The sequence below is a fragment of the Nocardia vinacea genome (assembly GCF_035920345.1).
Taxonomy (GTDB): domain Bacteria; phylum Actinomycetota; class Actinomycetes; order Mycobacteriales; family Mycobacteriaceae; genus Nocardia; species Nocardia vinacea_A.
This window is the reverse complement of record NZ_CP109149.1, coordinates 4,750,527-4,772,045: the sequence shown is the minus strand read 5'-3', so window position 1 is coordinate 4,772,045 and position 21,519 is coordinate 4,750,527. Positions and strand designations below refer to the sequence as shown.

The following is a 21,519-nucleotide window of genomic DNA, read 5'->3' as shown; positions in this document are numbered from 1 at the left end:
GATGACAACGATGTCGCTCGAAATACGCACGGCATGGTGGCGGCGATCCCGCCGCGTGCTGCCGTGGCTGGCCGCGGCCACCCTCCTCGCCGCGTGTACCGGTCCGGGTGCGGATGTTCCGGCACCGACCCAATCCCCGGTTGCCCAGGGCAAGTTGGGCTCCGTCGCCGTGGTGACCCACGGCAGCCCCGGTGACGCCTTCTGGAACGTCGTCAAGAACGGCGCGGAGGCAGCGGGCAAGGATCTCGGCGTCCGCGTCGCATACAACTCCTCGGGCGATCCCGGCCAGCAGGCCAAACTCATCGATAACGCTGTCGCACAGGGTGTGGACGGTCTCGTCGTATCAATGGCGAATCCGGAGGCATTGCGGCCGTCGATCGAAAAGGCGGTCGCGGCGGGCATTCCGGTGGTGACCATCAACTCGGGCGAGAGCGAGAGCGCTAAGTTCGGTGCGATCGGCCACGTGGGGCAAAGCGAAACCTTGGCCGGACAGGCCGCGGGTAAGCGCCTCGCCGACGCCGGCCGCAAGAAGCTGCTGTGCGTGATCCACGAGGCGGGCAATATCGGTGCCAATCAGCGCTGTGACGGCGCGACCAAGGCTTTCGGCAACGGCACCACGCTGCAGGTGGATATCAACAATCCCACCGACGCCCAGTCCCGCATCAAGGGCGCATTGGAGGCGGATAGGTCCATCGACGCCGTGCTGACGCTGAATTCACAGGTCGCCGCCCGCGCGGTGGACGGAGTGAAGGAATCGCAATCGTCCGCGACAGTCGCGACCTTCGACCTGAATACCGATGTGGTCGAGGCGATTCGGGCGGGCAAGCTGCTGTTCGCCGTGGACCAGCAGCAATACGAGCAGGGCTATCTGCCGATTGTCCTGCTGCAGCTGTATCGGACGAATCTGAACTCGGTCGGTGGTGGCGCACCGGTGCAGACGGGTCCCGCCTTCGTCGACAAGAACAATGTCGAAGCCGTGGCGGCCCGCGTGGCACTGGGCATGCGCTGAGGGAGTGGATGAAATGACTATTGCCACCAAGACTTCCGAGGTCACTCCGAGCACTCCGCCGGACGGGCCGTCGCTATTGCAGCGGATGGTGGTGCGACCGGAGATCGGCGCACTGCTCGGCGCGGCACTCGTCTTCGTATTCTTCTCGATCATTACCGACCGCTTTCTCAGCCCGCTCGGCATCGCGACCTGGCTGGACGATTCGTCCACGCTCGGCATCATGGCGGTCGCGGTCGCGCTACTGATGATCGGCGGCGAATTCGACCTGTCTGCCGGTGTCATGACCGCTTCCACCGCACTGGTCACCGCATTGCTCGCGGTGCACGCGGGGTGGAATGTCTGGCTGGCGCTGTTGGTTTCGCTGCTCTTCGCGCTGACGGTCGGTGCCTTCAATGGCTGGATCGTAATGCGAACGGGGCTACCGAGTTTCATCGTCACACTCGGCACTTTCCTTGCGCTGCAAGGCCTCAACCTCGGCGTGACCCGTTTGGTCACCGGAACGGTTCAGGTGTCGGGCATTCGCAGCGCCGACGGATACAACTCGGCCGGTTGGGTCTTCGCCTCGACACTGGACATCGGCGATACACACCTGCAGGCGTCGGTCGTGTGGTGGGTGGTGCTCACCGCGATCGCGGCACTTGTCTTGGTGCGCACCAAGTTCGGCAACTGGGTCTTCGCGGTGGGCGGTGCGCTGCCGAGCGCGCGGGCGGTCGGCGTCCCGGCCGATCGGACGAAGATCCTGCTCTTCATGACCACCGCCTTCGCCGGATGGGTCGTCGGATCATGCAGCATTCTCCGGTTCTCCAGCGTGCAGGCGAATCAGGGCGTCGGGCTGGAACTGCACTACATCATCGCGGCCGTAGTCGGCGGCTGCCTGCTGACCGGCGGATTCGGTTCGGCGATCGGCGCCGCGATCGGTGCGCTGATCTTCGGCATGGCGCGGCAGGGCATCGTCTTCGCCGGATGGGACAGCGACTGGTTCATGCTGTTCCTCGGCGTGCTGCTGCTGGCCGCGGTGTTGGTCAACAACATATTCAAGAAGCGAGCCGAAAGGGTACGCCGATGAACACAGCATCGCGTAGCGATTCGATGAGGGGTGGTGGTCCGGTGACGGGTGGGCCACCCTTGATCGAAGCGATCGATATCGGCAAGAGCTACGGCGGTGTCGTCGCACTGCGCGACGTGTCGACCGTGGTGAATGCGGGACAGGTCACCTGCATCCTCGGCGACAACGGTGCGGGCAAGTCGACGCTGATCAAGATTCTCGCCGGCGTGCATCAGCACGATCGCGGGGAACTGAAGCTGGACGGCCAGCCGACTCGATTGTCCTCGCCCCGTGCGGCTTTGGACCACGGCATCGCGACCGTCTATCAGGATCTCGCGGTGGTGCCGCTGATGAGCGTCTGGCGCAACTTCGTACTCGGCTCCGAACCGACCGTCGGATACGGTCCGCTGCGTCTGCTCGACCGAGGTAAGGGCCGCGATATCGCACGAGAGGCGTTGGCGGACATGGGGATCGAGATCCGCGATATGGAACAGCCGGTCGGCACACTGTCGGGCGGGCAACGCCAGTGCATCGCGATCGCCAGGGCGGTGCACTACGGGGCCAGAGTGCTGATCCTCGACGAACCGACCGCAGCGCTCGGCGTGAAACAGGCCGGTGTCGTACTGAAGTACGTCGTGCAGGCGCGGGATCGAGGGCTCGGGGTCATCCTGATCACCCACAACCCGCACCACGCCTATCCGGTCGGCGACCGCTTCCTGCTGCTCAAACGTGGCGCGATGCTCGGCTCATACGAGAAGTCGGAGATCGACCTGCCGCAGCTGACCCGGCAAATGGCCGGTGGCGCCGAATTGGACGCGCTGCAGCACGAATTGCAGCGTGTGGTGACGCCGTGAAGCTGACAACGGCGCAGGCACTGGTCGGCTGGCTGGTCGCCCAGCACTCGGAGACCTTCGATGGTCGCGAAGTACCGCTGTTCCCGGCCGCTTTCGCGATATTCGGGCACGGCAATGTGCTCGGCCTCGGTACCGCACTATCTGAGCGTCGCGATGAAATCCCGGTCTGGCGCGGGCATACCGAGCAGGGGATGGCCCTGGCGGCCATCGGCCTGGCCAAGGCAACGCACCGCCGCCAGGTCGGAATCGCGACGTCCTCGATCGGACCCGGCGCGCTGAATATGGTGACGGCCGCCGGTGTCGCCCATGCGAATCGTCTTCCGCTGCTGCTGCTTCCGGGGGACACCTTCAGCAGCCGCGCACCGGATCCGGTGCTGCAACAGGTCGAACACTTCGGCGACCCGACAATAACCGTCAACGACGCATTCCGCTCCGTGAGCCGCTACTTCGACCGCATCACCCGCCCGGAACAACTCATCGCAACCCTGCCCCAGGCGGCCCGCGTACTGACCGACGCGGCCGATGTAGGCCCGGTGACACTGGCACTGCCGCAGGACGTCCAAGCCGAGACCTACGACTTCCCTGATGCCCTGTTCGAGCCGGTCGTACACCGAATCACGCGTTCGCGCCCCGACTCCCGGGTGGTGGCCGAGGCTGCACGGGCACTGCGATCGGCCCGGCGTCCATTGCTGGTCCTCGGCGGCGGTGTGCGTTATTCGGGTGCGGGTCGGCTGGTGCTGGAATTCGCGGAGCGGCACGGGATTCCGATAACAGAAACGACCGCTGGCCGCACCCTCGTACCGTACGACCACCAGCTGTATGCCGGCCCGCTCGGCGTAACCGGCTCCGCATCGGCCAATGCCCTTGCCGCACAGGCGGATCTGGTGTTGGCCATCGGCACCCGATTACAGGACTTCACCACGGCGTCCTGGACCGTCTTCGCGCCCGACGTCCGGTTGATCACCATCAACACGGCCCGGTTCGACGCGGTGAAGCACGGCGCGCTCGCGGTCGTTGGTGACGCCGCCGCGTCGGTATCGGAGTTGGCTGCGCTCCTTGTCAATTGGCAGGTGGATGCCGCATGGTCCGACGGTGCGGAAGGACTCCGTACCACCTGGGACGCGCACATCGACAAGCTGCGCGCGCCGACACCGGGCACCCCGAGTTACGCCCAAATCGTCGGCGTCGTCAACGAATTGAGCGCACCGGACGACTACGTCATGACCGCCGCGGGCGGTATGCCCGGCGAGCTGATCGGCGGTTGGCGGGCCATCGGCACCGTGCCCACCATGGACGTCGAGTACGGATTCTCCTGCATGGGTTATGAACTCGCGGGCGCTTGGGGCGCGGCCATGGCGCATGTGCACGGCCTGGTCACCACCATGCTCGGCGACGGCTCCTATCTGATGCTCAATTCCGAACTGTTCTCCGCGGCCTTCGCGGGTCATCGGTTCGTCGCGGTCGTCTGCGATAACGACGGCTACGCGGTGATCGCCCGGCTTCAGGAGGGGCAGGGCGGTGACCCCTTCAACAACTTCTACGTCGACTGCCGCACCAACCACCCACAACCGCCCCGCGTCGACTTCGCAAGTCACGCAAGATCATTGGGCTGCGCGGTGTTCACCGCGACCGACCTGACCGAGTTCCGCGGCGCATACGCGCGGGCCAGGGCAGCGGCATTGAGCGAGTCCCGTCCGGCCGTCGTGGTCGTGCGCACCCAGCCGTCCGCCTGGACCGATGCGGGCGCGTGGTGGGAGGTCGGTGTGCCGGAGCATCTGGCGGGCCGCGCGGCATACGACGAGGCCAAGGCGGCGCAGGTGCGTTACCTGAACAGAGCCGAATCAGCGGAGTAGTCGGGCATGAAATTCCATCAATATGACGATCTCGTGGCACACTTGGTCACGGTCGCATAACTGAAAACCGACCACTGAGTGCACATTCAAGCCCGAAGTCACGTATTTTCTTTACGAATTCTCAGCTTCGGTCCTACGTCTGTGTCCAGTGTGGTTGCTGGGATTCCGGCAGTGTTCGCGCGGATAGCCGAAAGTGTGCGCTGACCGGCTGATCTATGCGCCGCGAACGCTTTACGCTCAGGATAGCCAGCCCTTCGCAACCGGTGTTGCGTCCGCGGCCACAGCGCTGCGCCAACGTCGGCTTGCTCACAGTTACCACTGCTGGATGTGGCCGAATTCGTCGGATGATGGCATTGTTGATCGAGAGATCGGGCTTATCGAAGTGATCTGCTCGGCTCATCAACAGGAAGTAAGAAGTAAAGAACATGGCTCAAGGCAGTGTGAAGTGGTTCAACAGCGAGAAGGGCTTCGGCTTTATCGCCCAAGACGGAGGCGGCCCTGACGTCTTCGTGCATTACTCGGCCGTTTCCGGCTCGGGTTTCCGGTCCCTCGAAGAGGGCCAGCGCGTGGAGTTCGAGATCGGCCAGGGCCAGAAGGGTCCGCAGGCCCAGGACGTCCGCGCTATCTGATCAAGCGTGACTTAGGAGGCTCGCACCCGGCAGGGGTGCGGGCCTCTCGTCGTTTCCGGGGGATATTCAGGCGGTCTTGGTGAAGGTGACATGGGTGACCGCGGGGGAGTGCACCACCGAGCTGATCTGATAGCCCGGCAGGGTGCCGAGATCGTCGTAGAGCCGCTCGCCCGCGCCGAGCAGAATCGGGACTACCGCGAGATGCATCTCGTCCACCAGACCGGCGCGCAGGAACTGCCGGATTGCCGATGAGCCGCCCGCGAGCCGCGCATCCTGACCGTCCGCGGCCTTGAATGCTTGGCGCAGAACCTCTTCCGGCGTTTCGTTCACGAAATGGAACGTCGTGCCACCCGTCATGGGCAGCGATGGTCGCGTGTGATGGGTCATCACGAAGGTGTCGTGGTGGTAGGGCGGGTTGTCGCCCCACCAACCCTGCCATTCGTGATCGACCCATGGGCCGCGGATCGGGCCGAACATGTTGCGCCCCATGATCGTTGCGCCGATACCGGCATCGCCCGCGACCAGGAAATCGTTGTCCACGCCGGTCTCGCCGGTGTCCGCCCCGTCCATCTGGTGTGCGTAGCGCGTGGCCCACACCCAATCGTGCAGCCGCAGCCCGCCCTCGCCGAGCGGATTCTCGGGTCCCTGATTCGGTCCGGCGATGTAGCCGTCGAGCGATATCGCGATGTTGTGTACGCGCAACTTGGCCATGATTCTCCCTTTTCCCGATCTGCTTGCATTTTGCAATCGCTTGTGGACAGCCTAAGTGCAACTGGTTGTAGAATGCAAGCAGTAACTTCGACGGAGGGAGTGCCGCATGCGCGACGAGGGACGTTCGGGCTGCCCGATCAACGCCACCATCGAGGTGATCGGCGATCGATGGACGCTGCTGGTCCTGCGCGACGTGATGTTCGGCAATCGCCGCCACTTCCGCGAGCTGCTGGCCGGATCGGAGGAGGGGATCGCGTCCAATATCCTGTCCGACCGGCTCAAGCGCCTGGTTGCGGCCGGACTGCTCAGTCGCGAGGACACCCGCCCCGGTCAGAAGGCCGAGTACCGGCTCACCGAGCCCGCGATCCAACTGGTGCCGATCATGGCGCAGTTGGGCGCATGGGGGCTCCGGCATCGCCCGACGACGAAACGCCTGCGCGTACGCGCCGAACTCCTCGAGGAGGGCGGGCCGCAGCTCTGGGCCGAGTTCATGGACGAACTGCGCGAGTCGCACCTCGGAATTCCGCGTCCCGATCCGGACGCACCGACCGCCACCGACCGGTTGGCGCGCGCCTACGCCGCCGCGGTGGCCGAGGTGTGATGCGGAGCTGATCCGGTCGCGCTACCGCCCATTTCCAGCGGCCAGGACTTCCTTGCGGAAGAAGGCGGCGGTCACCGCGCGAGCCCGATCCATATCTCGATTCGGAGTCTTCGGGAAAGCGTCTGTCGCACGGTCGAATTCGGCCGCGATGAACTCGGCGATCGGGACCGGCACTGCGCCGCTACCCATTTCACGGGTGCGCGACTTCAGCTCGGTCAGCGCGGCAATCGCCGAAACCAGCTCGCCGGGCAACTCGCACTGCTCCAGCAGCGATGGCAGATGCATAGGCGCCACCACCGCGTCGGGATGCTCACGCAGCCAACGCAAGGCCATCGCGGGCCGCAGCGAATAGAACACCTTCTTCAGCGACCGATGGTGATCGAACAGCGCCCACTGCCTGCTGCCCAGATGCAGGTAGTGCCGGGCCACTTGGTTCCGATCGGCGACTTCCGCTGCGACCGCGCGCAATTCGGTACGGAACCGGACGTCGCCGCGGTACACGATCGGCGACATCAACCATTCGATCAGCACCGCATTGCCGTTCACCAGCAGCCGTAGTGCCTTGGCCAGATCCCAGCCGTTCACATCGAGCAGGTCGACCAGCGGCGTCTCGATGACATCCCTTGTCCGCCATGGCGACAGGTAGATGTCCATATGCGCGACATAGACGAACCGGCAGTCGTAATCGGAATCGGGCGAGGGGAATCCCCAAGCCCGGCTACCGCTTTCGATGGCCAGCAGCACCGACACCCGATGCGCGCGCTCGATCCGATCGAGCTCGGCATCGATCGACCCGACCACAAACGGGTCCATCGAAGCCGGAATCGCGCGCAGGGACATGGTCGGTGATCGTAGTTCGGCCGGGACCAAGCGGACCAACCGTTTTCGTACTGCCGCGACGACTGAGGGTGTGTGACGATGACCGTCATGCCGGACTGGACCTATCACCCGTTGCGCCCGATGGCGAATGCCCTGGTCGGGGAGCATCGCGCGCAACTATTGGCATTGCGGTTGCTGTCGGGTTTGATCGCGCTGCCGGGCGGCGGGCGGGCGATCGAGCGCGTTTTCGACCATCCCGAGTTGCCCGCCGAATGGGCCGATCGATTCGGTGCGCGGGTTCCGGTCGAGGTCGCGCGAGACGCCATCCGGGTGCTGCCGGTGCAGGGCGCCGGAATCGTCGAGGTCGGGCCGGTGGGCCGCGACGATATCGGGCAGTGCGTGCCGCCGTCCTGGATCGCCGGTGCCGGGTGATCGCGCTGGTCGACGACCCCGAGGTGGGCGCGGAACTGGAGCCGCACGTCGATCAGGTGATCGTCGGCGAACCCGCCGATCGGCACTACCTGACCGAACCCGATATCGCCGCAGCGGTGACGGCCCTGGCCGACTCCACCGCCACCGTGCTCGCGACCCCCGCGGTGCTGATCGCCGCCGGACCCAGCTGGTTCAACCGCGTCATCGAGGCCGCGCAACCGACCGCACCGCCGCCGACCCTGCGCGACGTTCCGCTGGACCCCCGCCGCTGGCCCGCGTGGTGCTGGGGCCTGCTGGTCGGCATCGGCATGATCGTCGCCGGAATCGGTGCGGCGGCAATCACTTTGGGGCCCGTACTGCTCTGGTATGACCGCGACTACCTCGGCACGGACGTGGACGGACTGCACGAAATCAACCACCACCTGGTGCATTTCCTGCAGCATGATCGAATCACCATGGCGGGCAATATGATCGCCATCGGCGTGCTGTACACCGGCCTGGCCTGGGGCGGCATACGGCTGGGGCGCGTCTGGGCTCGCAACGCGTATCTGCTCTCCGGGCTCATCGGATTTCCGACGCTGTTCTACTTCCTGGTGATCGGGTTCGTTGAGCCACTGCACGTCACAGCGGCGGCGGTGCTGTTCCCGATGTTCCTGCTCGCGGTGTGGCGCAAGCCGACCACGGCGCATTGGACGGTGCCGCCGGAGTGTCCCGAGTGGATCAGGCGGCGCGCGCTCGTGGGCCAGCTGCTGCTGGTCGCGACCGGGGTGGGCGTATTCATCGGCGGCGTTGTCATCTCGACCGTCGGACTCACCTTCGTGTTCGTGCCGACGGATCTCGAGTTCATGCACACCGATGCCGCCACGCTGGAAGCCGCCAACGCGCACCTGCTGCCGTTCATCGCCCACGATCGGGCCGGCTTCGGCGGCGCGTTGATGGCAACGGCGGTGGCGATCGTGCTGCCCGGACTGTGGGGTTGGCGACAGGGTGAGGCCTGGGTGTGGTGGACGCTGCTCGGTGCCGCCGTCGCCGGTTCGGCCGGCGCGCTGGTCATCCACTTCTTCATCCACTACACCGCGTTCGTCCATCTGCTCCCGGTGTATTTCGGTAGCGCCATGCTTGCTGTCGCGCTGATCTTGGCGCGCCCGTATCTGATGTATCGCGCCGACTAATACCGCTGACTCGCGATATTGCGGTAATGCGGTCTGCTGTGTCCGAAAGTTGCCAGCATTCCATTGCACCTATCTCGGATAGATCTCGGAGGGTGGCGCATATTTTCTCAGAGATTTCTTAGAAAGCTTCCTTTGCGGACCTAATTACATCTTCGAAAAAGCGCTCCCGACCTGCATTCATGCACGTATGGCCTGATCAGAGATCTTTTGGTCAGTTGTCCAGATCACAACGAAGTGCGATATGTAGTCTGCGTCACAATCCGCCAGAATTCCGTAACCGGATTTGTGCATGCCCCGATGTGCCATGTGTCAGCCAGTTCGACTGGATTTGTTTTCGACGAAGAGGAAATTTCATGATCCCCGTTATCATCGACACCGGTTCCGCGGCTCTGGACGGCCTGTTCTCCACCGGTAGCGCTGCTCTGCACGGCATTTTCAACACCCTGTGGACGGGTTCGTTCGGCGGCTGATAGCGCTGTCTCGGTCGATAATTTCGACCGCGCGGACGCCGCTGTGACGGCGTACGACGAGGGAAGGCCTCGCACCGTTGGTGCGGGGCCTTCCTTCATGTTGAGGCACCCGCCTACCGGGGGGTAGGCCGCGGCGGATTCCGGCCAACTAAGCTGGTGCGCGGTAATTGCCGACCCCCTTTCCTTCCAGGAGTACCCCACAGTGAGCCAAGCAGGCCGTCCTGTTGTTCTGATCGCCGACAAGCTCGCCCAGTCGACCGTCGACGCGCTCGGTGACGGTGTCGAGGTCCGCTGGGTCGACGGCCCCGACCGTCCCGCGCTGCTGGCCGCGGTGCCCGAGGCGGATGCCCTACTCGTGCGCTCGGCGACCACCGTCGACGCCGAGGTGCTCGAGGCCGGGAAGAACCTGAAGATCGTCGCCCGCGCCGGTGTCGGCCTCGACAATGTCGATGTGCCCGCGGCCACCGAGCGCGGCGTCATGGTGGTCAACGCGCCCACCTCCAACATCCACACCGCGGCTGAGCACGCTGTCACGCTGCTGCTGGCCGCCGCCCGCCAGATCCCGGCCGCCGATGCCACCCTGCGCGAGCGCACCTGGGCGCGCAGCAAGTTCAACGGTGTCGAGATCTTCGACAAGACCGTCGGTGTGGTCGGCCTCGGTCGCATCGGCCAGCTGTTCGCCGCGCGTCTCGCCGCCTTCGAGACCAAGGTGATCGCCTACGACCCCTACGTCTCCCCGGCCCGCGCCGCCCAGCTCGGCATCGAACTGCTGCCCCTGGACGAGCTGCTCGAGCGCGCCGATCTGATCTCGGTGCACCTGCCGAAGACCCCCGAGACCAAGGGCATCATCGGCAAGGAAGCCATCGCCAAGACCAAGCCGGGCGTCATCATCGTCAACGCCGCCCGCGGTGGGCTGGTCGACGAGCAGGCGCTCGCCGACGCCATCAAGTCCGGTCACGTGCGTGCCGCCGGTCTGGACGTATTCGACACCGAGCCGTGCACCGACAGCCCGCTGTTCGACCTGCCGCAGGTCGTGGTGACCCCGCACCTGGGTGCGTCCACCGCCGAGGCGCAGGACCGTGCGGGCACCGATGTCGCCAAGTCCGTACTGCTGGCCCTGGCCGGTGAATTCGTGCCGGGCGCGGTGAACGTCACCGGTGGCACCGTCGGCGACGAGGTCGCGCCGTGGCTGGAGATCGTGCGTAAGCAGGGGCACCTGCTCGGCGCGGTGTCCAACGAGCTGCCGGTCAGCGTCGAGGTGCAGGTCCGCGGCGAGCTGGCCGCGCAAGATGTTGCGGTGCTGGAGCTTTCGGCGCTGCGCGGCATCTTCTCCGCGCTGGTCGAGGACCAGGTCACCTTCGTCAACGCCCCCGCGCTGGCCAAGGACCGCGGCATTACCGCCGAGGTCACCAAGGTTTCGGAGAGCCCGAGCCACCGCAGCGTCGTCGACCTGCGCGCGGTCTTCGGCGACGGCAGCACGCTGAATGTGGCGGGCACGCTGACCGAGCCGCAGCAGGTGCAGAAGATCGTCAACATCAACGGTCGCAACTACGACATGCGCGCCGAAGGCCTGAACCTTGCCGTGCTGAACTACGAGGACAAGCCGGGCGCGCTCGGCAGGATCGGCACGAAGCTCGGTGAGGCCGAGATCGACATCCTCGCCGCACAGCTTAGCCAGGATGTCGACAAGGAGGGCGCGACCGTGGTTCTACGTGTGGCCCGCGAAGTCCCCGCCGACGTCCAGGCCGCGATCGCCGAATCCGTCGGTGCGGCCAAGATCGTCCTGGTCGACCTGTTCTGACCACTACCGGCGCCGCGCACGTCGACCGTGCGCGGCGCCGTCACCTGTGCCGGGCATGACATGTCACGCCGCGCATGGTGACTGCCGGGCTGCGCTGTCTGCCCGACAGCGGCGTGCGGTGTGGGACGAAGTACGGTGGCGGTCGGCAATACTGAACGGAGCCTTGTTGTTATGAAGCTTGCTGTTATCGCGGGTGATGGGATCGGCCCCGAGGTCATCGCGGAGGCGCTCAAGGTGCTCGACGTGGTGCAGCCGGGCGTCGAGAAGACCGAATACGACCTCGGCGCGCGGCGCTACCACGCGACCGGTGAGATCCTGCCGGATTCGGTGCTGCCCGAGCTGAAGCAGCACGATGCGATCCTGCTCGGTGCGATCGGCGATCCGTCGGTGCCCAGCGGTGTGCTCGAGCGCGGACTCCTGCTGCGCACCCGGTTCGCGCTGGATCATCACGTCAACCTGCGTCCGTCGAAGCTGTACCCGGGCGTGACAAGTCCGCTCGCGGGCAATCCGGATATCGACTTCGTAGTCGTGCGCGAGGGCACCGAGGGCCCTTACACCGGCACCGGCGGCGCGATCCGGGTGGAGACCCCGCACGAGGTCGCCACCGAGGTCAGCACCAATACCCGCTTCGGCATCGAGCGCGTCGTCCGCTACGCCTTCGCCAAGGCGCAGGCCCGGCGCAAGCACCTGACGCTGGTGCACAAGAACAATGTGCTGACCTTCGCCGGTTCGCTGTGGCAGCGGACGGTGAACGAGGTCGCGGCGGAGTTCCCGGAGGTGCAGACCGCCTACCAGCACATCGATGCCGCCACCATCCACATGGTCAACGATCCGGGCCGCTTCGATGTGATCGTCACCGACAACCTCTTCGGCGACATCATCACCGACCTCGCGGCCGCGGTCAGCGGCGGAATCGGCCTGGCGGCCAGCGGCAATATCGACGCCTCCGGCACCAACCCGAGCATGTTCGAGCCGGTCCACGGCAGTGCCCCCGATATCGCGGGGCAGTCCAAGGCTGATCCGACCGCAGCGATTCTGTCGGTGTCATTGCTGCTCAACCACCTCGGAAACACCGAAGGCGCCGCGCGCATCGAAGCGGCGGTCGCCAAGGATCTCGCGTCGCGCACCGGTGCGGCCTCGACCGTCGAGATCGGAGATCGGATCGCCGCGGCGGTCTGACATGTTCTGCTTGACGGCCCGCGCTCGAGCGCGTTCGAGCGCGGGCCTTTCGGCTTCGCAGGAACGCGCGGGAGTCCGATGAGTGAGCATCGCGGACCGTATACCGATGTGGATCTGCGCCGTTTACCGAACGGCGGTAAGGGTTTCGAGCTCGAGGACGGCTGGTTGATCGCGGTTGCGGGCGGTGCGCGTCACGATTTCGTGGTGCAGCGGCTCGGGCGGCTCATCGATATCGCGGCCGGGGGTGCCGCGGTGCACGTATGTATCGGCGGTGGTTGGGAAGTCAACACGCCCAGCGGCATTCGCAAGCCCGATATCGTGGTGATCCCGAGAGATGTTGCGCGGGCCGCGATTATCGCCGAAACGCCCCGGCTGATTTCCGGTACGGAGGTGCTGCTCGCCGTGGAGATCATTGCGCCGGGCGACGGCAGTGAACGCACCGATCGGGTCAGGAAGGTTCGCGAGTACGCGGCCATCGACATTCCCCAGTACTGGATAGTCGAGCACCATCCGGAGGTCCGGATACACCGAATGCTGCTCGCGGACGGCGCCTTTCACGCCCATCCAACGGTTGCGGCAGGAACAGTATTCACCGCGGCGATCCGAGCCGATCCACCGATTCGGGTGAGTTTCGATCCGGCCGCTTTGGTCGAGATCTGACCTATTCGCGCTCGGTAAGTGCGCTGCCGACCACCGTGGCAATGCCACGAATCGAGTCGAAGACAGCGCCCCGCGATGACGTCGTGGACTCGCGCCGCGGGCTCGCCGATCGGCCCGATGGCATCGAAAACCGCACCGGCGACCGCTCGATGCTGCTGTTCGACGACAGTGGCTGCCGCACTGACGGATTCGGCGACGGCTGGTCCTAACTCGGTCAGCTGCTCAGCGGTGGATTGTGATTGTGCGGTCATCCTGGCCGCCCGGTTGCGTCGTCGGATTCCTGCGGCTCGGCACTGGACTCGTGGTCGTGCGGAAGTTCGATCGCTGCAACTGGATTCGCCTGCGATGGCGGCATCGGACCCGGTAACGACATGGGCTGACCAGGTTGCATGGCAGCGATCGGCGGGCCCGGCACGTGCTGTGCGGCAGCGAAATCGGACGGCATCGCACCTGTCGCCCGAAGGGATGGCGGCGGAGTGTGCTGACCAGGTGGCGGCGGAGCGGGCCATCCGCCGGGAAGGAGCAGCGCGGTAGGAGAACTCGCTGAGCCAGGTGCTGCCCAGCTGTGTGGGTGGTGCGGATGCGGAGGCCAATTCGGTGCGGCCGGTGGGCTTGGGGGCACCGGAGGTTTTGCCCAGTTAGGCATTGGCCAACCGTGGGCGGGGCTGGGCGGCGGAGGTGTTGGCCGACCGGGTGGCGTTGAAAGGGTGGGCGCCGTCTGCCAGTCGGGCGATGCTGCGGGGCTCGGTGGTGTCGGGCCGCCGTGCGGTGGTGTCGGGCCGCCAAGCGGTGGTGTCGGGCCGGGTGGTGTTGGTGTGTTCGGCGAATGCGGAGGAGCAGGCCAATCTTTAGGAATGTGCTGTGCGGTAGGAGAACTCGCTGAGCCAGGTGCCGCCCAGCCGTGCGGGTGCAAGTGCGGTGGCCAATTCGGTGCGGTCGGTGGGCTTGGCGGCACCGGAGGGAATATCGGAGGTGTTGCCCAGTTGGGCGGCGGCGGGGTCGGCCAACCGTGGGCGGGGCCGGGCGGTGGAGGTGTTGGGTGACCGGGTGGCGGTGAAAGGTTGGGCGCCGTCTGCCAGTCGGGTGGCGGAGGCGGCCAACCGGGTGGTGAAAGGTTGGGCGTCTGCAAGTTGGGCGGTGCTGCGGGGCTTGGCGGTGCCGGCGCGTCGGGCGGGTGGGGGACGGAGTTGGGGTCTTGGGACACAGTTATCTCCTTTGTTTGTAAGGGAATTCGGTTCGACGGGGATCAACGGGTTGGCGGGGTCGGGGGCTTCGGCATGTCAGGTGGGGTGGGCATCGGGGGTGGGCCGGGTGGCATGGGCATGCGGGGTGGTGCGGGGAATCCGGTTGGCGGGGTGGGGAATCCGGGTGGTGTCGGGGGAACGGGAGGGTTGGGCGGCATCGGGGGTGTGGGCGGAATCGGGGGTGTGGGGAACGGGCCCATCGGGGGCATCGGGCCGCTGAAGCGTTGGAAGGCCGCTTGGCGGGAGGTGCCGAGGAGATCGCCGATTTCGGCCCAGGTGTGGCCTTCTTCGCGGGCCTGCCGGGCCAGGGTGTGCAGGATGTCGTCGACGAGTCGACTGAGATTTCGGGTCGCCGTGAGCGCTGCGAGCACCGGCACGCTGGGCGTGCCCTCCTCCGGGCGTAGCACACCCACGACCAGTTCCGCATTGGCGGACAACAACTTTCCGAGCATCGCCCGCTCGTCCTGCGGGTCTACGCGCTGCTGTTCATCGGGCATATGTAAAGCCTGACTTGACACACGACGCCTTGTCAAGGTTGGGTTTACATCGTGGGTTGTGCGAGGCGATCTGGCCCGGCAGTGTCGGTGTGGTGGATGCTGCTCGGTTACACGATCGACGACATCGGCCATTCGATCAGCACCGAAACGGCAGCAGGTGCGAGTTGGCGCGGCGCTCCCAGGCCAGAGCATCCGCCATCGGCACAACGGGTGATAGGTCCAGTCCGGCACGCTCCACCGACAAGCTCGCCCAATGTGGCGGACCGGCCGGGGTCTGCAAGGTTCGTGAGTATGCCGCGCTCGGCATTGTGTAATTGGCGGACATCAATCCGAGGTAGGAATCCATTCAGGTTCGATCCCGCGGTGCAGCGCGACGTCTGAATCAGCGAGTCCATGCGGAGGTGGTCCTGACTGTCGGGCGCACACGCATCGCGCCCGCCCCGGCGGACCGGAACAGGCGCGAATTCCGAAGGGGCCGTTATTCGGATCGTCGATCGGTGGGAACGAGCGGAACCGCGGCCATCGCCAGCACAGCGGCCAACATATACGCGGCGGGGAAACCGCTGGCGGTGATCAGTGCGCCGAAAACCGGTGGGATGGCGGCCATTGCGAGGTTCTGGCCGGTGTTCTGGATGCCGAGTCCACGTCCACTCCAGAACGGTCCGGCGATCTCGGCGACCGCCGTGAAGGCCAAACCGTTATCGGAGACCGTGATGACCGATGCGGCGATCAGCAGTGGAATCGCGGCCCACCATGCGTGCGTCCATGCGGCCAAAGCCAAGGCGGCCATGGAGATTACGGCGGCGATGGCGACGGTGCGCAGCGGTCCCAGTCGGCTGCCGGCGCGATCGGACCATGCGCCCGCGCCGATTCGTCCTATGGCGCCGAGGAATTGGGTTCCGGTCACCAGAGCGCCTGCTACGGGCAGCGACCAGCCAACGTCACTATGCAACCACAATAATGCGAAAGTCCATACGGTCCCTTGGGGAATGCACAGCAGCACCGACACCGCATGGATGCGCCATAGCGTGGAATCGCCGCGATACGGGTTGGCTCGATCCGCCGCCGCGCCCGCGGGTCGAGGCGGATCGACGATCCCGATCAGGCAGCCCAGCGCGGCGACACCCGCCATCACAGCGGGCACCAGAATCGCCGCCGAGACTCCATGCGCGGCCGCAACGGCCGGAATGCTGAGCGCGCCGATGCCGACGCCGATGGGCTGTGCGGTCTGTCGAATGCCCATCGCCAGTCCACGTCGCCGCGGCGGGAACCAGCCGACGATCACCCGGCCGCTGGCGCCATTGGTACTCGCCGCGCCGACGCCGCCCAGGAGCAGCAGTGCGCCGAGCAGCATGTGATCGGTGACGGTAGCCGCCGCAACGCCCGCGCCGAACATCAGCAGTGGTCCGCCGACCAGTACCTTGTGCTCGCCGATCCGGTCCACGACATATCCCCAGGCAATCAGCGTGCATACCAGGCCGAGGGTCGGCATGGCCACGAGCAGACCCGCGGTAGCCAGTGGCATGCCATCGGCCGTCAGTGCGGGCAAAAGAAACGGAACCCCGTGGATGAAGACGGCGCTGGAGGCCTGCGCGAATACGCCGAGGCCGAGCATGGACCACCGTCGGATGTCGCGCATCTGGGTCACGGTCGTAGCCATCGGCCTCACCTCGGAATCTCAAAATATGGGAATGAATTCTCATTGGGTGAACATCGAGTCTCACCGTACACCCAGTGGGCAAGTGGATTCCGCTGTGGTTCTATCGAACTGCTCACATCGCGAGCCGCCGAACCCGCCGCCGCACGCGGTTCCGGACCGCTCGGTCGGGCGCGTTCGAGCAGGTCGAGGGCGGTCGATAGACTGCGGTGCATGCGTCTAGGTCGAATCGCCAGTCCCGATGGAGTCGCTTTCGTCAGCATCGAAGGGGAGGGGAGCGAGAGCGTCGCCAAGGAGATCGCGGAACATCCGTTCGGTACTCCGACATTCACCGGGCGGAGTTGGCCGCTGGCCGATGTGCGCCTGCTCGCGCCGATTCTGGCCAGCAAAGTGGTCTGCATCGGTAAGAACTACGCCGCGCACGCGGCCGAAATGGGCGGGGTCGCACCGGCGGATCCGGTGATCTTCATGAAGCCGAGCACCTCGATCATCGGCCCGAACGCGTCGATCGTATTGCCGCCCAGCTCATCCCAGGTCGACTACGAGGGCGAACTCGCGATCGTCATCGGCCGTCCGTGCAAGGATGTGCCCGCCGCCCGCGCACTCGACGTGGTGCTCGGCTACACCGTCGCCAACGATGTGACCGCGCGCGATCAGCAGAAGCACGACGGCCAGTGGACTCGGGGCAAGGGCTACGACACCTTCTGCCCGCTCGGCCCGTGGATCGAAACCTCGCTCGACCCTTCGGATCTGGAGATCGTCACCGAAGTCGACGGCGAGGTCCGCCAGCGCAGCCGCACTTCGCTTCTGCTGCACGATATTCCGAAGGTCATCGAGTGGGTGACCACGGTGATGACGCTGCTGCCCGGCGATGTGCTCCTCACCGGCACCCCGGAGGGCGTCGGCCCGCTACAGGCCGGGCAGAACGTCTCCGTGACCGTCGAGGGCATCGGAACCCTCACCAATCCTGTTGCCGCCAAGCGCTAGTCGAAAGAGAGCCATGACTGAAGTACGGGTCCGCTTCTGCCCGTCACCGACCGGAACGCCGCATGTCGGCCTGGTCCGGACGGCGCTGTTCAATTGGGCGTACGCCCGCCACACCGGCGGCAAGTTCGTCTTCCGCATCGAAGATACCGATGCCGCACGCGATTCCGAAGAATCATACGGTGCGATACTGGATGCGCTGCGCTGGCTCGGCCTCACCTGGGACGAGGGGCCGGAGGTCGGCGGGCCCTACGCGCCCTATCGGCAATCGCAGCGACGCGAACTGCATATGGAAGTCGTGCGGAATTTGCTGGCGGCCGGTGAAGCGTACGAATCCTTCTCCACGCCCGAGGAAGTCGAGGAGCGCCATCGTGCCGCGGGCCGCGATCCGAAACTCGGCTACGACAACTACGACCGCGATCTCACCCCCGAGGAGATCGAGGCCCATCGGGCCGCCGGACGCCCTGCGGTAATCCGGCTCCGAATGCCCGACGAAGACATCACCTGGCACGATCTCGTGCGCGGCGAAACCACCTTCAAAGCGGGTACCGTGCCCGATTTCGCACTCACTCGCGGTAATGGCGATCCGCTCTATACGCTGGTTAACCCGGTCGACGACGCATTGATGAAGATCACCCATGTGTTGCGCGGTGAGGACATTCTCTCGTCCACTCCCCGCCAAATCGCGCTCTATGCGGCGATGCGCCGGATCGGTGTAGCGGAGTTCACTCCGGAGTTCGGCCATCTACCGTTCGTGATGGGGCAGGGCAACAAGAAGTTGTCCAAGCGCGATCCGGAGTCGAATCTGTTCGTCCATCGGGATAGGGGATTCATCCCGGAGGGTTTGCTGAATTACCTGGCGCTACTCGGCTGGGGCATCGCGGATGATCGCGACGTTTTCTCGATGGCCGAGATGGTGGCGGCGTTCGATATCTCGAAAGTGAATTCGAATCCGGCTCGTTTCGATCAGAAGAAGGCGGACGCGCTCAACGCCGAACACATCCGATTGCTGGAGCCGGGTGATTTCGCGCACCGCTTGCGCGAGTTCCTCACCGAACACGGCCACATCGGCGCCGACATCGACGACAAGTTGTTCGCCGCGGCCGCCGAACTTGTGCAAACCCGGATCGTGGTGTTGTCCGACGCGTGGGATCTGCTGCGTTTCTTGTTCGCGCCCGCGGAAGAGTTCGCGATTGATCCGGCGGCGGGGTCGAAGAACCTCGGTTCCGAAGCGACGTCGGTATTGGATGCCGCTATTGCCGCGCTGGAGCCGCTGACGGCCTGGACCACTCCTGCTATCGAGGATGCGCTCAAAACCGCGCTACTCGATGATCTGGGGCTCAAACCGCGTAAGGCGTTCGCACCAGTGCGAGTGGCGGTGACGGGTTCGCATATCAGCCCGCCGCTGTACGAATCGCTGGAGCTGCTCGGCCGCGAGACGAGCCTGGCTCGGCTGCGCTCGGCGCGGGACTGGACGGTGTCGGCCTGAAAATCCGCCTTTGACCGAAAAACAGGACGTTGACCAGGCGATTTGTAGTAGACCGTATGCGGTTTGGTACTCTACTTCTCGGCTCGGAACAGGGCCTCGGGTCAGCCGGACACGAGGTCGAACGTCCTGGTCATTGGGGTATGGTGTAATTGGCAACACAGCTGATTCTGGTTCAGCCATTCTAGGTTCGAGTCCTGGTACCCCAGCGGAGAATGTTGTTCGTCTCTCGGTGCGCGACCGAAAGTTGTTCAGCATCCGGCGATTTGGTCGCCGAGCTTCGGTCGGCTAAGCTAACCGAGCTTCCACTGATCGTAAAGATCAACCGGAAAGATCACCCACCCGAAATGTGGGAGATCGAGTCCTGGCCCCGTCGTCTAGCGGCCTAGGACGCCGCCCTCTCAAGGCGGTAGCGCGGGTTCGAATCCCGTCGGGGCTACGCAGAATGGAAGGCCCATGCTCATGGCGAGCATGGGCCTTTTCTGCTTCGCATTGTCTTGTGGGGGTGAAACCCCCACACCCCCACCCGGAGGGCTTCGCCCCCGGACACCCGAGTCTGGCCGGGGGCTTCGCCCCGGAACAGCAGGTCAGTGGGTCGTTGGGTAGGTGGGGCTCTGTTTCCTCGCTGCTGTGGGCACTTTGTCGTTGCTGTGTGACTGAGCCGTCAGGGTGCTGTTGGCGGCGCGGGCGTGAGCACTGTGGTCGATGCCCGCATGTGACCGGAGTTGTCTGGTTGGGGAGAGCTTCGGGATATGCAAAAGGCCCTCCAGAGGTTCGGCTGGAAGGCCTTTCGAGTGGTGTGGGTTCTTCTTATCCGCTCTTGCGGCGGAACTCCCGCTTATGGCTGGCGTTCCCGTGGGGGGAGGTTGCCTTGGAGCGCCCGTCGAGGTGGTCGTTCGACTTGGCGTGGTGCTGGTTTTTGCGCTCCAGGGCTTCCTTGAACTTGCGTTTGACGTCTTCGGTGCTTGGTGCCGCCTTGCCGTTGGAACTATCCGCTTCCGCCATGTCTGCTCCTCGTCGTCGCGGCCGGGTGGCGCGCCACGGGCGTCGCCGCGCTGCCGATTCGGGTCGAACAGGGTTGACGCTACTGTGCCGCACCCGGCGTGTCAGGCGGATTTTGCCCGCGTGGCGCGATCAGTCGAGGGGTTGGGCGGTGGTGCCGCCGAGGGGGAGTTGGGGGAGGCCGAGTTTGCGGTGGTCCCAGCTGCGGAGGCGATCCGGGACTACGCGGACCGCTATGCGCTTGTTGAGCATCTGTTCGACGAGCGGGCGGACTTCTTCGCTGTAGGGGCCGGTGTAGCGCTCCCAGACGCTCACGCCGACGGCGAACAGCTTGTCCGGATCATCGATTATCTCGGCGTGGCCTTCGATCGAGACGCCGCGCAACTGGTCGTAGGTCTGGCCTGCCTCGACCATGCAGGTCACGCGGGGGTCGCGGCCCAGGTTCACTGCCTTTTGTGACTTGGCCTTGGTCTCGAACCAGATCTCGCCGTCGATGAGCGCGTACCACATCGCGGTCAGGTGCGGCGCACCGTTCGGGCCGATGGTGGCCAGCGTCGCGATGCGGCTGCGCTGCAGGAATTCGGAAATCTCGGCGTCGGACATGACGATCTGCGCCCGTTGGTTTACTCCCATGCGCACCAACTTTAGAGGCTCGAAAATGGAACGTGTTACAGTCTCTTGTGGAGGGCGTCCGCGGCGGCGACCAAGTCGGCCGCCCAGCGGGCGCCCGGTCGGCGGCCCATGCGATCGATCGGGCCCGACACCGAGACCGCCGCGATGACATGGCCCGCGGCGTCACGCACGGGCGCGGAGACGCTGGCCACACCGCTGGCCCGCTCGGCGGCGCTCTGGGCCCAGCCGCGCTTGCGGACCTCTGCCAGCGCCCGCTCACCGAATACCGCATCGGCCAGGATGATGCGCTGCAGTTCCGGATCCGCCCAGGCGACCAGCACCTTGGCCGCCGAACCGGCGGTGAGCGGTAGGCGCGCCCCGATCGGCACGGTGTCGCGCAGGCCGACGGGCGGTTCCAGGGCGGCGATGCAGACCCGCGCATTGCCGTCTCGGCAGTAGATCTGGACGCTCTCGCCGGTGATCTCGCGCAAACGCGGGAGAATGGCCGCAGCGGCCTCGTGCAGTGGATCGGTGGCCCCGGCGGCGAGTTCGGCGAGGGCCGGCCCGGGCCGCCACAGACCGTTGTTGTCGCGGGCGAGCAGCCGGTGTACCTCGAGCCCGACAGCCAGGCGATGGGCGGTGGCCCGGGGTAGTCCGGTGCGGGTGCACAGTTCGTTGAGACCACATGGATGCTCCGCGACGGCATATAACACAGACACCGCTTTGTCGAGGACGCCGATACCGCTATGCTGTCTCATAGAACGATATTAGCGTCTCGGATACTGAGAAAGCCACTTAACGG

At 65.4% G+C, this 21,519-nt stretch carries 21 protein-coding genes, 2 tRNA genes and 1 pseudogene; 15 read left to right on the top strand and 9 right to left on the bottom strand.

The features are described from left to right. Position 1 precedes the first annotated feature (1 nt). From OIE68_RS21915 to OIE68_RS21895, 5 genes are all read left to right on the top strand, one after another. Complete coding sequence (locus OIE68_RS21915) at positions 2 to 1,009, top strand: sugar ABC transporter substrate-binding protein (RefSeq protein WP_327101211.1); 1,008 nt, start codon at positions 2 to 4, stop codon at positions 1,007 to 1,009. A 13-nt stretch (positions 1,010 to 1,022) separates the two neighbouring features. After that, complete coding sequence (locus OIE68_RS21910; RefSeq protein ID WP_327101210.1) at positions 1,023 to 2,075, top strand: ABC transporter permease; 1,053 nt, start codon at positions 1,023 to 1,025, stop codon at positions 2,073 to 2,075. Beyond that, complete coding sequence (locus tag OIE68_RS21905) at positions 2,072 to 2,908, top strand: ATP-binding cassette domain-containing protein (protein WP_327101209.1); 837 nt, start codon at positions 2,072 to 2,074, stop codon at positions 2,906 to 2,908. The genes OIE68_RS21910 and OIE68_RS21905 overlap by 4 nt, the downstream gene beginning before the upstream one ends. After that, the gene (iolD, locus tag OIE68_RS21900) at positions 2,905 to 4,761 is read left to right on the top strand and encodes a 3D-(3,5/4)-trihydroxycyclohexane-1,2-dione acylhydrolase (decyclizing) (protein ID WP_327101208.1); all 1,857 of its coding nucleotides are present in this window, start codon (positions 2,905 to 2,907) and stop codon (positions 4,759 to 4,761) included. The genes OIE68_RS21905 and iolD overlap by 4 nt, the downstream gene beginning before the upstream one ends. A 425-nt stretch (positions 4,762 to 5,186) precedes the next feature. Next, positions 5,187 to 5,390, top strand: a complete 204-nt coding sequence (locus tag OIE68_RS21895; RefSeq protein WP_040693519.1) for a cold-shock protein — start codon at positions 5,187 to 5,189, stop codon at positions 5,388 to 5,390. A 66-nt stretch (positions 5,391 to 5,456) separates the two neighbouring features. Here OIE68_RS21895 and OIE68_RS21890 read toward each other — a convergent pair whose 3' ends face one another. Continuing rightward, positions 5,457 to 6,101 carry a dihydrofolate reductase family protein gene (locus OIE68_RS21890; protein WP_327101207.1) on the bottom strand — a complete coding sequence of 215 codons (645 nt, stop codon included), beginning with the start codon at positions 6,099 to 6,101 and terminating at the stop codon, positions 5,457 to 5,459. Positions 6,102 to 6,207: 106 nt separating this feature from the next. Between OIE68_RS21890 and OIE68_RS21885 the strand changes: the two genes are divergently transcribed. Further along, positions 6,208 to 6,702: a helix-turn-helix domain-containing protein gene (locus tag OIE68_RS21885; protein ID WP_327101206.1), complete on the top strand. Its 495-nt coding sequence runs from the start codon at positions 6,208 to 6,210 to the stop codon at positions 6,700 to 6,702. A 21-nt stretch (positions 6,703 to 6,723) separates the two neighbouring features. On the opposite strand, the gene OIE68_RS21880 is transcribed toward OIE68_RS21885, so the two are convergent. Next, entirely contained in the window at positions 6,724 to 7,542 is an 819-nt protein-coding gene (locus OIE68_RS21880) for a nucleotidyltransferase domain-containing protein (protein WP_327101205.1), read from the bottom strand. An 87-nt stretch (positions 7,543 to 7,629) separates the two neighbouring features. Here OIE68_RS21880 and OIE68_RS21875 point away from each other — a divergent pair. From OIE68_RS21875 to OIE68_RS21855, 5 genes and pseudogenes are all read left to right on the top strand, one after another. Continuing rightward, positions 7,630 to 9,125, top strand: a pseudogene (locus OIE68_RS21875) (hypothetical protein). 672 nt (positions 9,126 to 9,797) lie between these two features. Continuing rightward, entirely contained in the window at positions 9,798 to 11,396 is a 1,599-nt protein-coding gene (serA, locus tag OIE68_RS21870; protein ID WP_327101204.1) for a phosphoglycerate dehydrogenase, read from the top strand. Positions 11,397 to 11,567: 171 nt separating this feature from the next. Beyond that, positions 11,568 to 12,575, top strand: coding sequence for a 3-isopropylmalate dehydrogenase (locus OIE68_RS21865; RefSeq protein WP_327101203.1), 1,008 nt, complete (start codon positions 11,568 to 11,570; stop codon positions 12,573 to 12,575). Between the two features lie 78 nt (positions 12,576 to 12,653). Beyond that, positions 12,654 to 13,235 carry a Uma2 family endonuclease gene (locus tag OIE68_RS21860; RefSeq protein ID WP_327101202.1) on the top strand — a complete coding sequence of 194 codons (582 nt, stop codon included), beginning with the start codon at positions 12,654 to 12,656 and terminating at the stop codon, positions 13,233 to 13,235. Between the two features lie 41 nt (positions 13,236 to 13,276). Continuing rightward, positions 13,277 to 13,444, top strand: coding sequence for a hypothetical protein (locus OIE68_RS21855; protein ID WP_327101201.1), 168 nt, complete (start codon positions 13,277 to 13,279; stop codon positions 13,442 to 13,444). Between the two features lie 429 nt (positions 13,445 to 13,873). Here the strand turns inward: OIE68_RS21855 and OIE68_RS21850 are convergent, their stop codons facing one another. From OIE68_RS21850 to OIE68_RS21835, 4 genes are all read right to left on the bottom strand, one after another. Continuing rightward, complete coding sequence (locus OIE68_RS21850; protein WP_327101200.1) at positions 13,874 to 14,080, bottom strand: hypothetical protein; 207 nt, start codon at positions 14,078 to 14,080, stop codon at positions 13,874 to 13,876. 3 nt (positions 14,081 to 14,083) lie between these two features. Next, on the bottom strand, positions 14,084 to 14,335 hold the full coding sequence (locus tag OIE68_RS21845) for a hypothetical protein (protein ID WP_327101199.1): 252 nt from the start codon (positions 14,333 to 14,335) through the stop codon (positions 14,084 to 14,086). A gap of 146 nt (positions 14,336 to 14,481) precedes the next feature. Beyond that, positions 14,482 to 14,976 carry a hypothetical protein gene (locus tag OIE68_RS21840; protein WP_327101198.1) on the bottom strand — a complete coding sequence of 165 codons (495 nt, stop codon included), beginning with the start codon at positions 14,974 to 14,976 and terminating at the stop codon, positions 14,482 to 14,484. 478 nt (positions 14,977 to 15,454) lie between these two features. After that, positions 15,455 to 16,636, bottom strand: a complete 1,182-nt coding sequence (locus OIE68_RS21835; RefSeq protein WP_327101197.1) for an MFS transporter — start codon at positions 16,634 to 16,636, stop codon at positions 15,455 to 15,457. 210 nt (positions 16,637 to 16,846) lie between these two features. On the opposite strand from OIE68_RS21835, the gene OIE68_RS21830 reads away from it, so the two are divergent. From OIE68_RS21830 to OIE68_RS21815, 4 genes are all read left to right on the top strand, one after another. After that, the gene (locus OIE68_RS21830; protein WP_327101196.1) at positions 16,847 to 17,620 is read left to right on the top strand and encodes a fumarylacetoacetate hydrolase family protein; all 774 of its coding nucleotides are present in this window, start codon (positions 16,847 to 16,849) and stop codon (positions 17,618 to 17,620) included. Between the two features lie 13 nt (positions 17,621 to 17,633). Beyond that, positions 17,634 to 19,106 (top strand): glutamate--tRNA ligase, encoded by a 1,473-nt coding sequence (gene gltX, locus OIE68_RS21825; protein WP_327101195.1) that lies wholly within the window; start codon positions 17,634 to 17,636, stop codon positions 19,104 to 19,106. A gap of 134 nt (positions 19,107 to 19,240) precedes the next feature. Further along, a tRNA-Gln gene (locus tag OIE68_RS21820) sits at positions 19,241 to 19,312 on the top strand. A gap of 157 nt (positions 19,313 to 19,469) precedes the next feature. Continuing rightward, positions 19,470 to 19,542: transfer RNA gene (locus OIE68_RS21815), tRNA-Glu, on the top strand. Positions 19,543 to 19,913: 371 nt separating this feature from the next. On the opposite strand, the gene OIE68_RS21810 is transcribed toward OIE68_RS21815, so the two are convergent. The 3 genes from OIE68_RS21810 to OIE68_RS21800 form a co-directional block, all read right to left on the bottom strand. Then, positions 19,914 to 20,108 (bottom strand): DUF5302 domain-containing protein, encoded by a 195-nt coding sequence (locus OIE68_RS21810; RefSeq protein WP_063042903.1) that lies wholly within the window; start codon positions 20,106 to 20,108, stop codon positions 19,914 to 19,916. Positions 20,109 to 20,237: 129 nt separating this feature from the next. Continuing rightward, a complete protein-coding gene (locus tag OIE68_RS21805) occupies positions 20,238 to 20,738 on the bottom strand; it encodes a pyridoxamine 5'-phosphate oxidase family protein (RefSeq protein ID WP_327101194.1) in 501 nt (166 codons plus the stop codon). A 35-nt stretch (positions 20,739 to 20,773) separates the two neighbouring features. Further along, on the bottom strand, positions 20,774 to 21,475 hold the full coding sequence (locus OIE68_RS21800) for an IclR family transcriptional regulator (RefSeq protein WP_063042901.1): 702 nt from the start codon (positions 21,473 to 21,475) through the stop codon (positions 20,774 to 20,776). Positions 21,476 to 21,519: the final 44 nt, after the last annotated feature.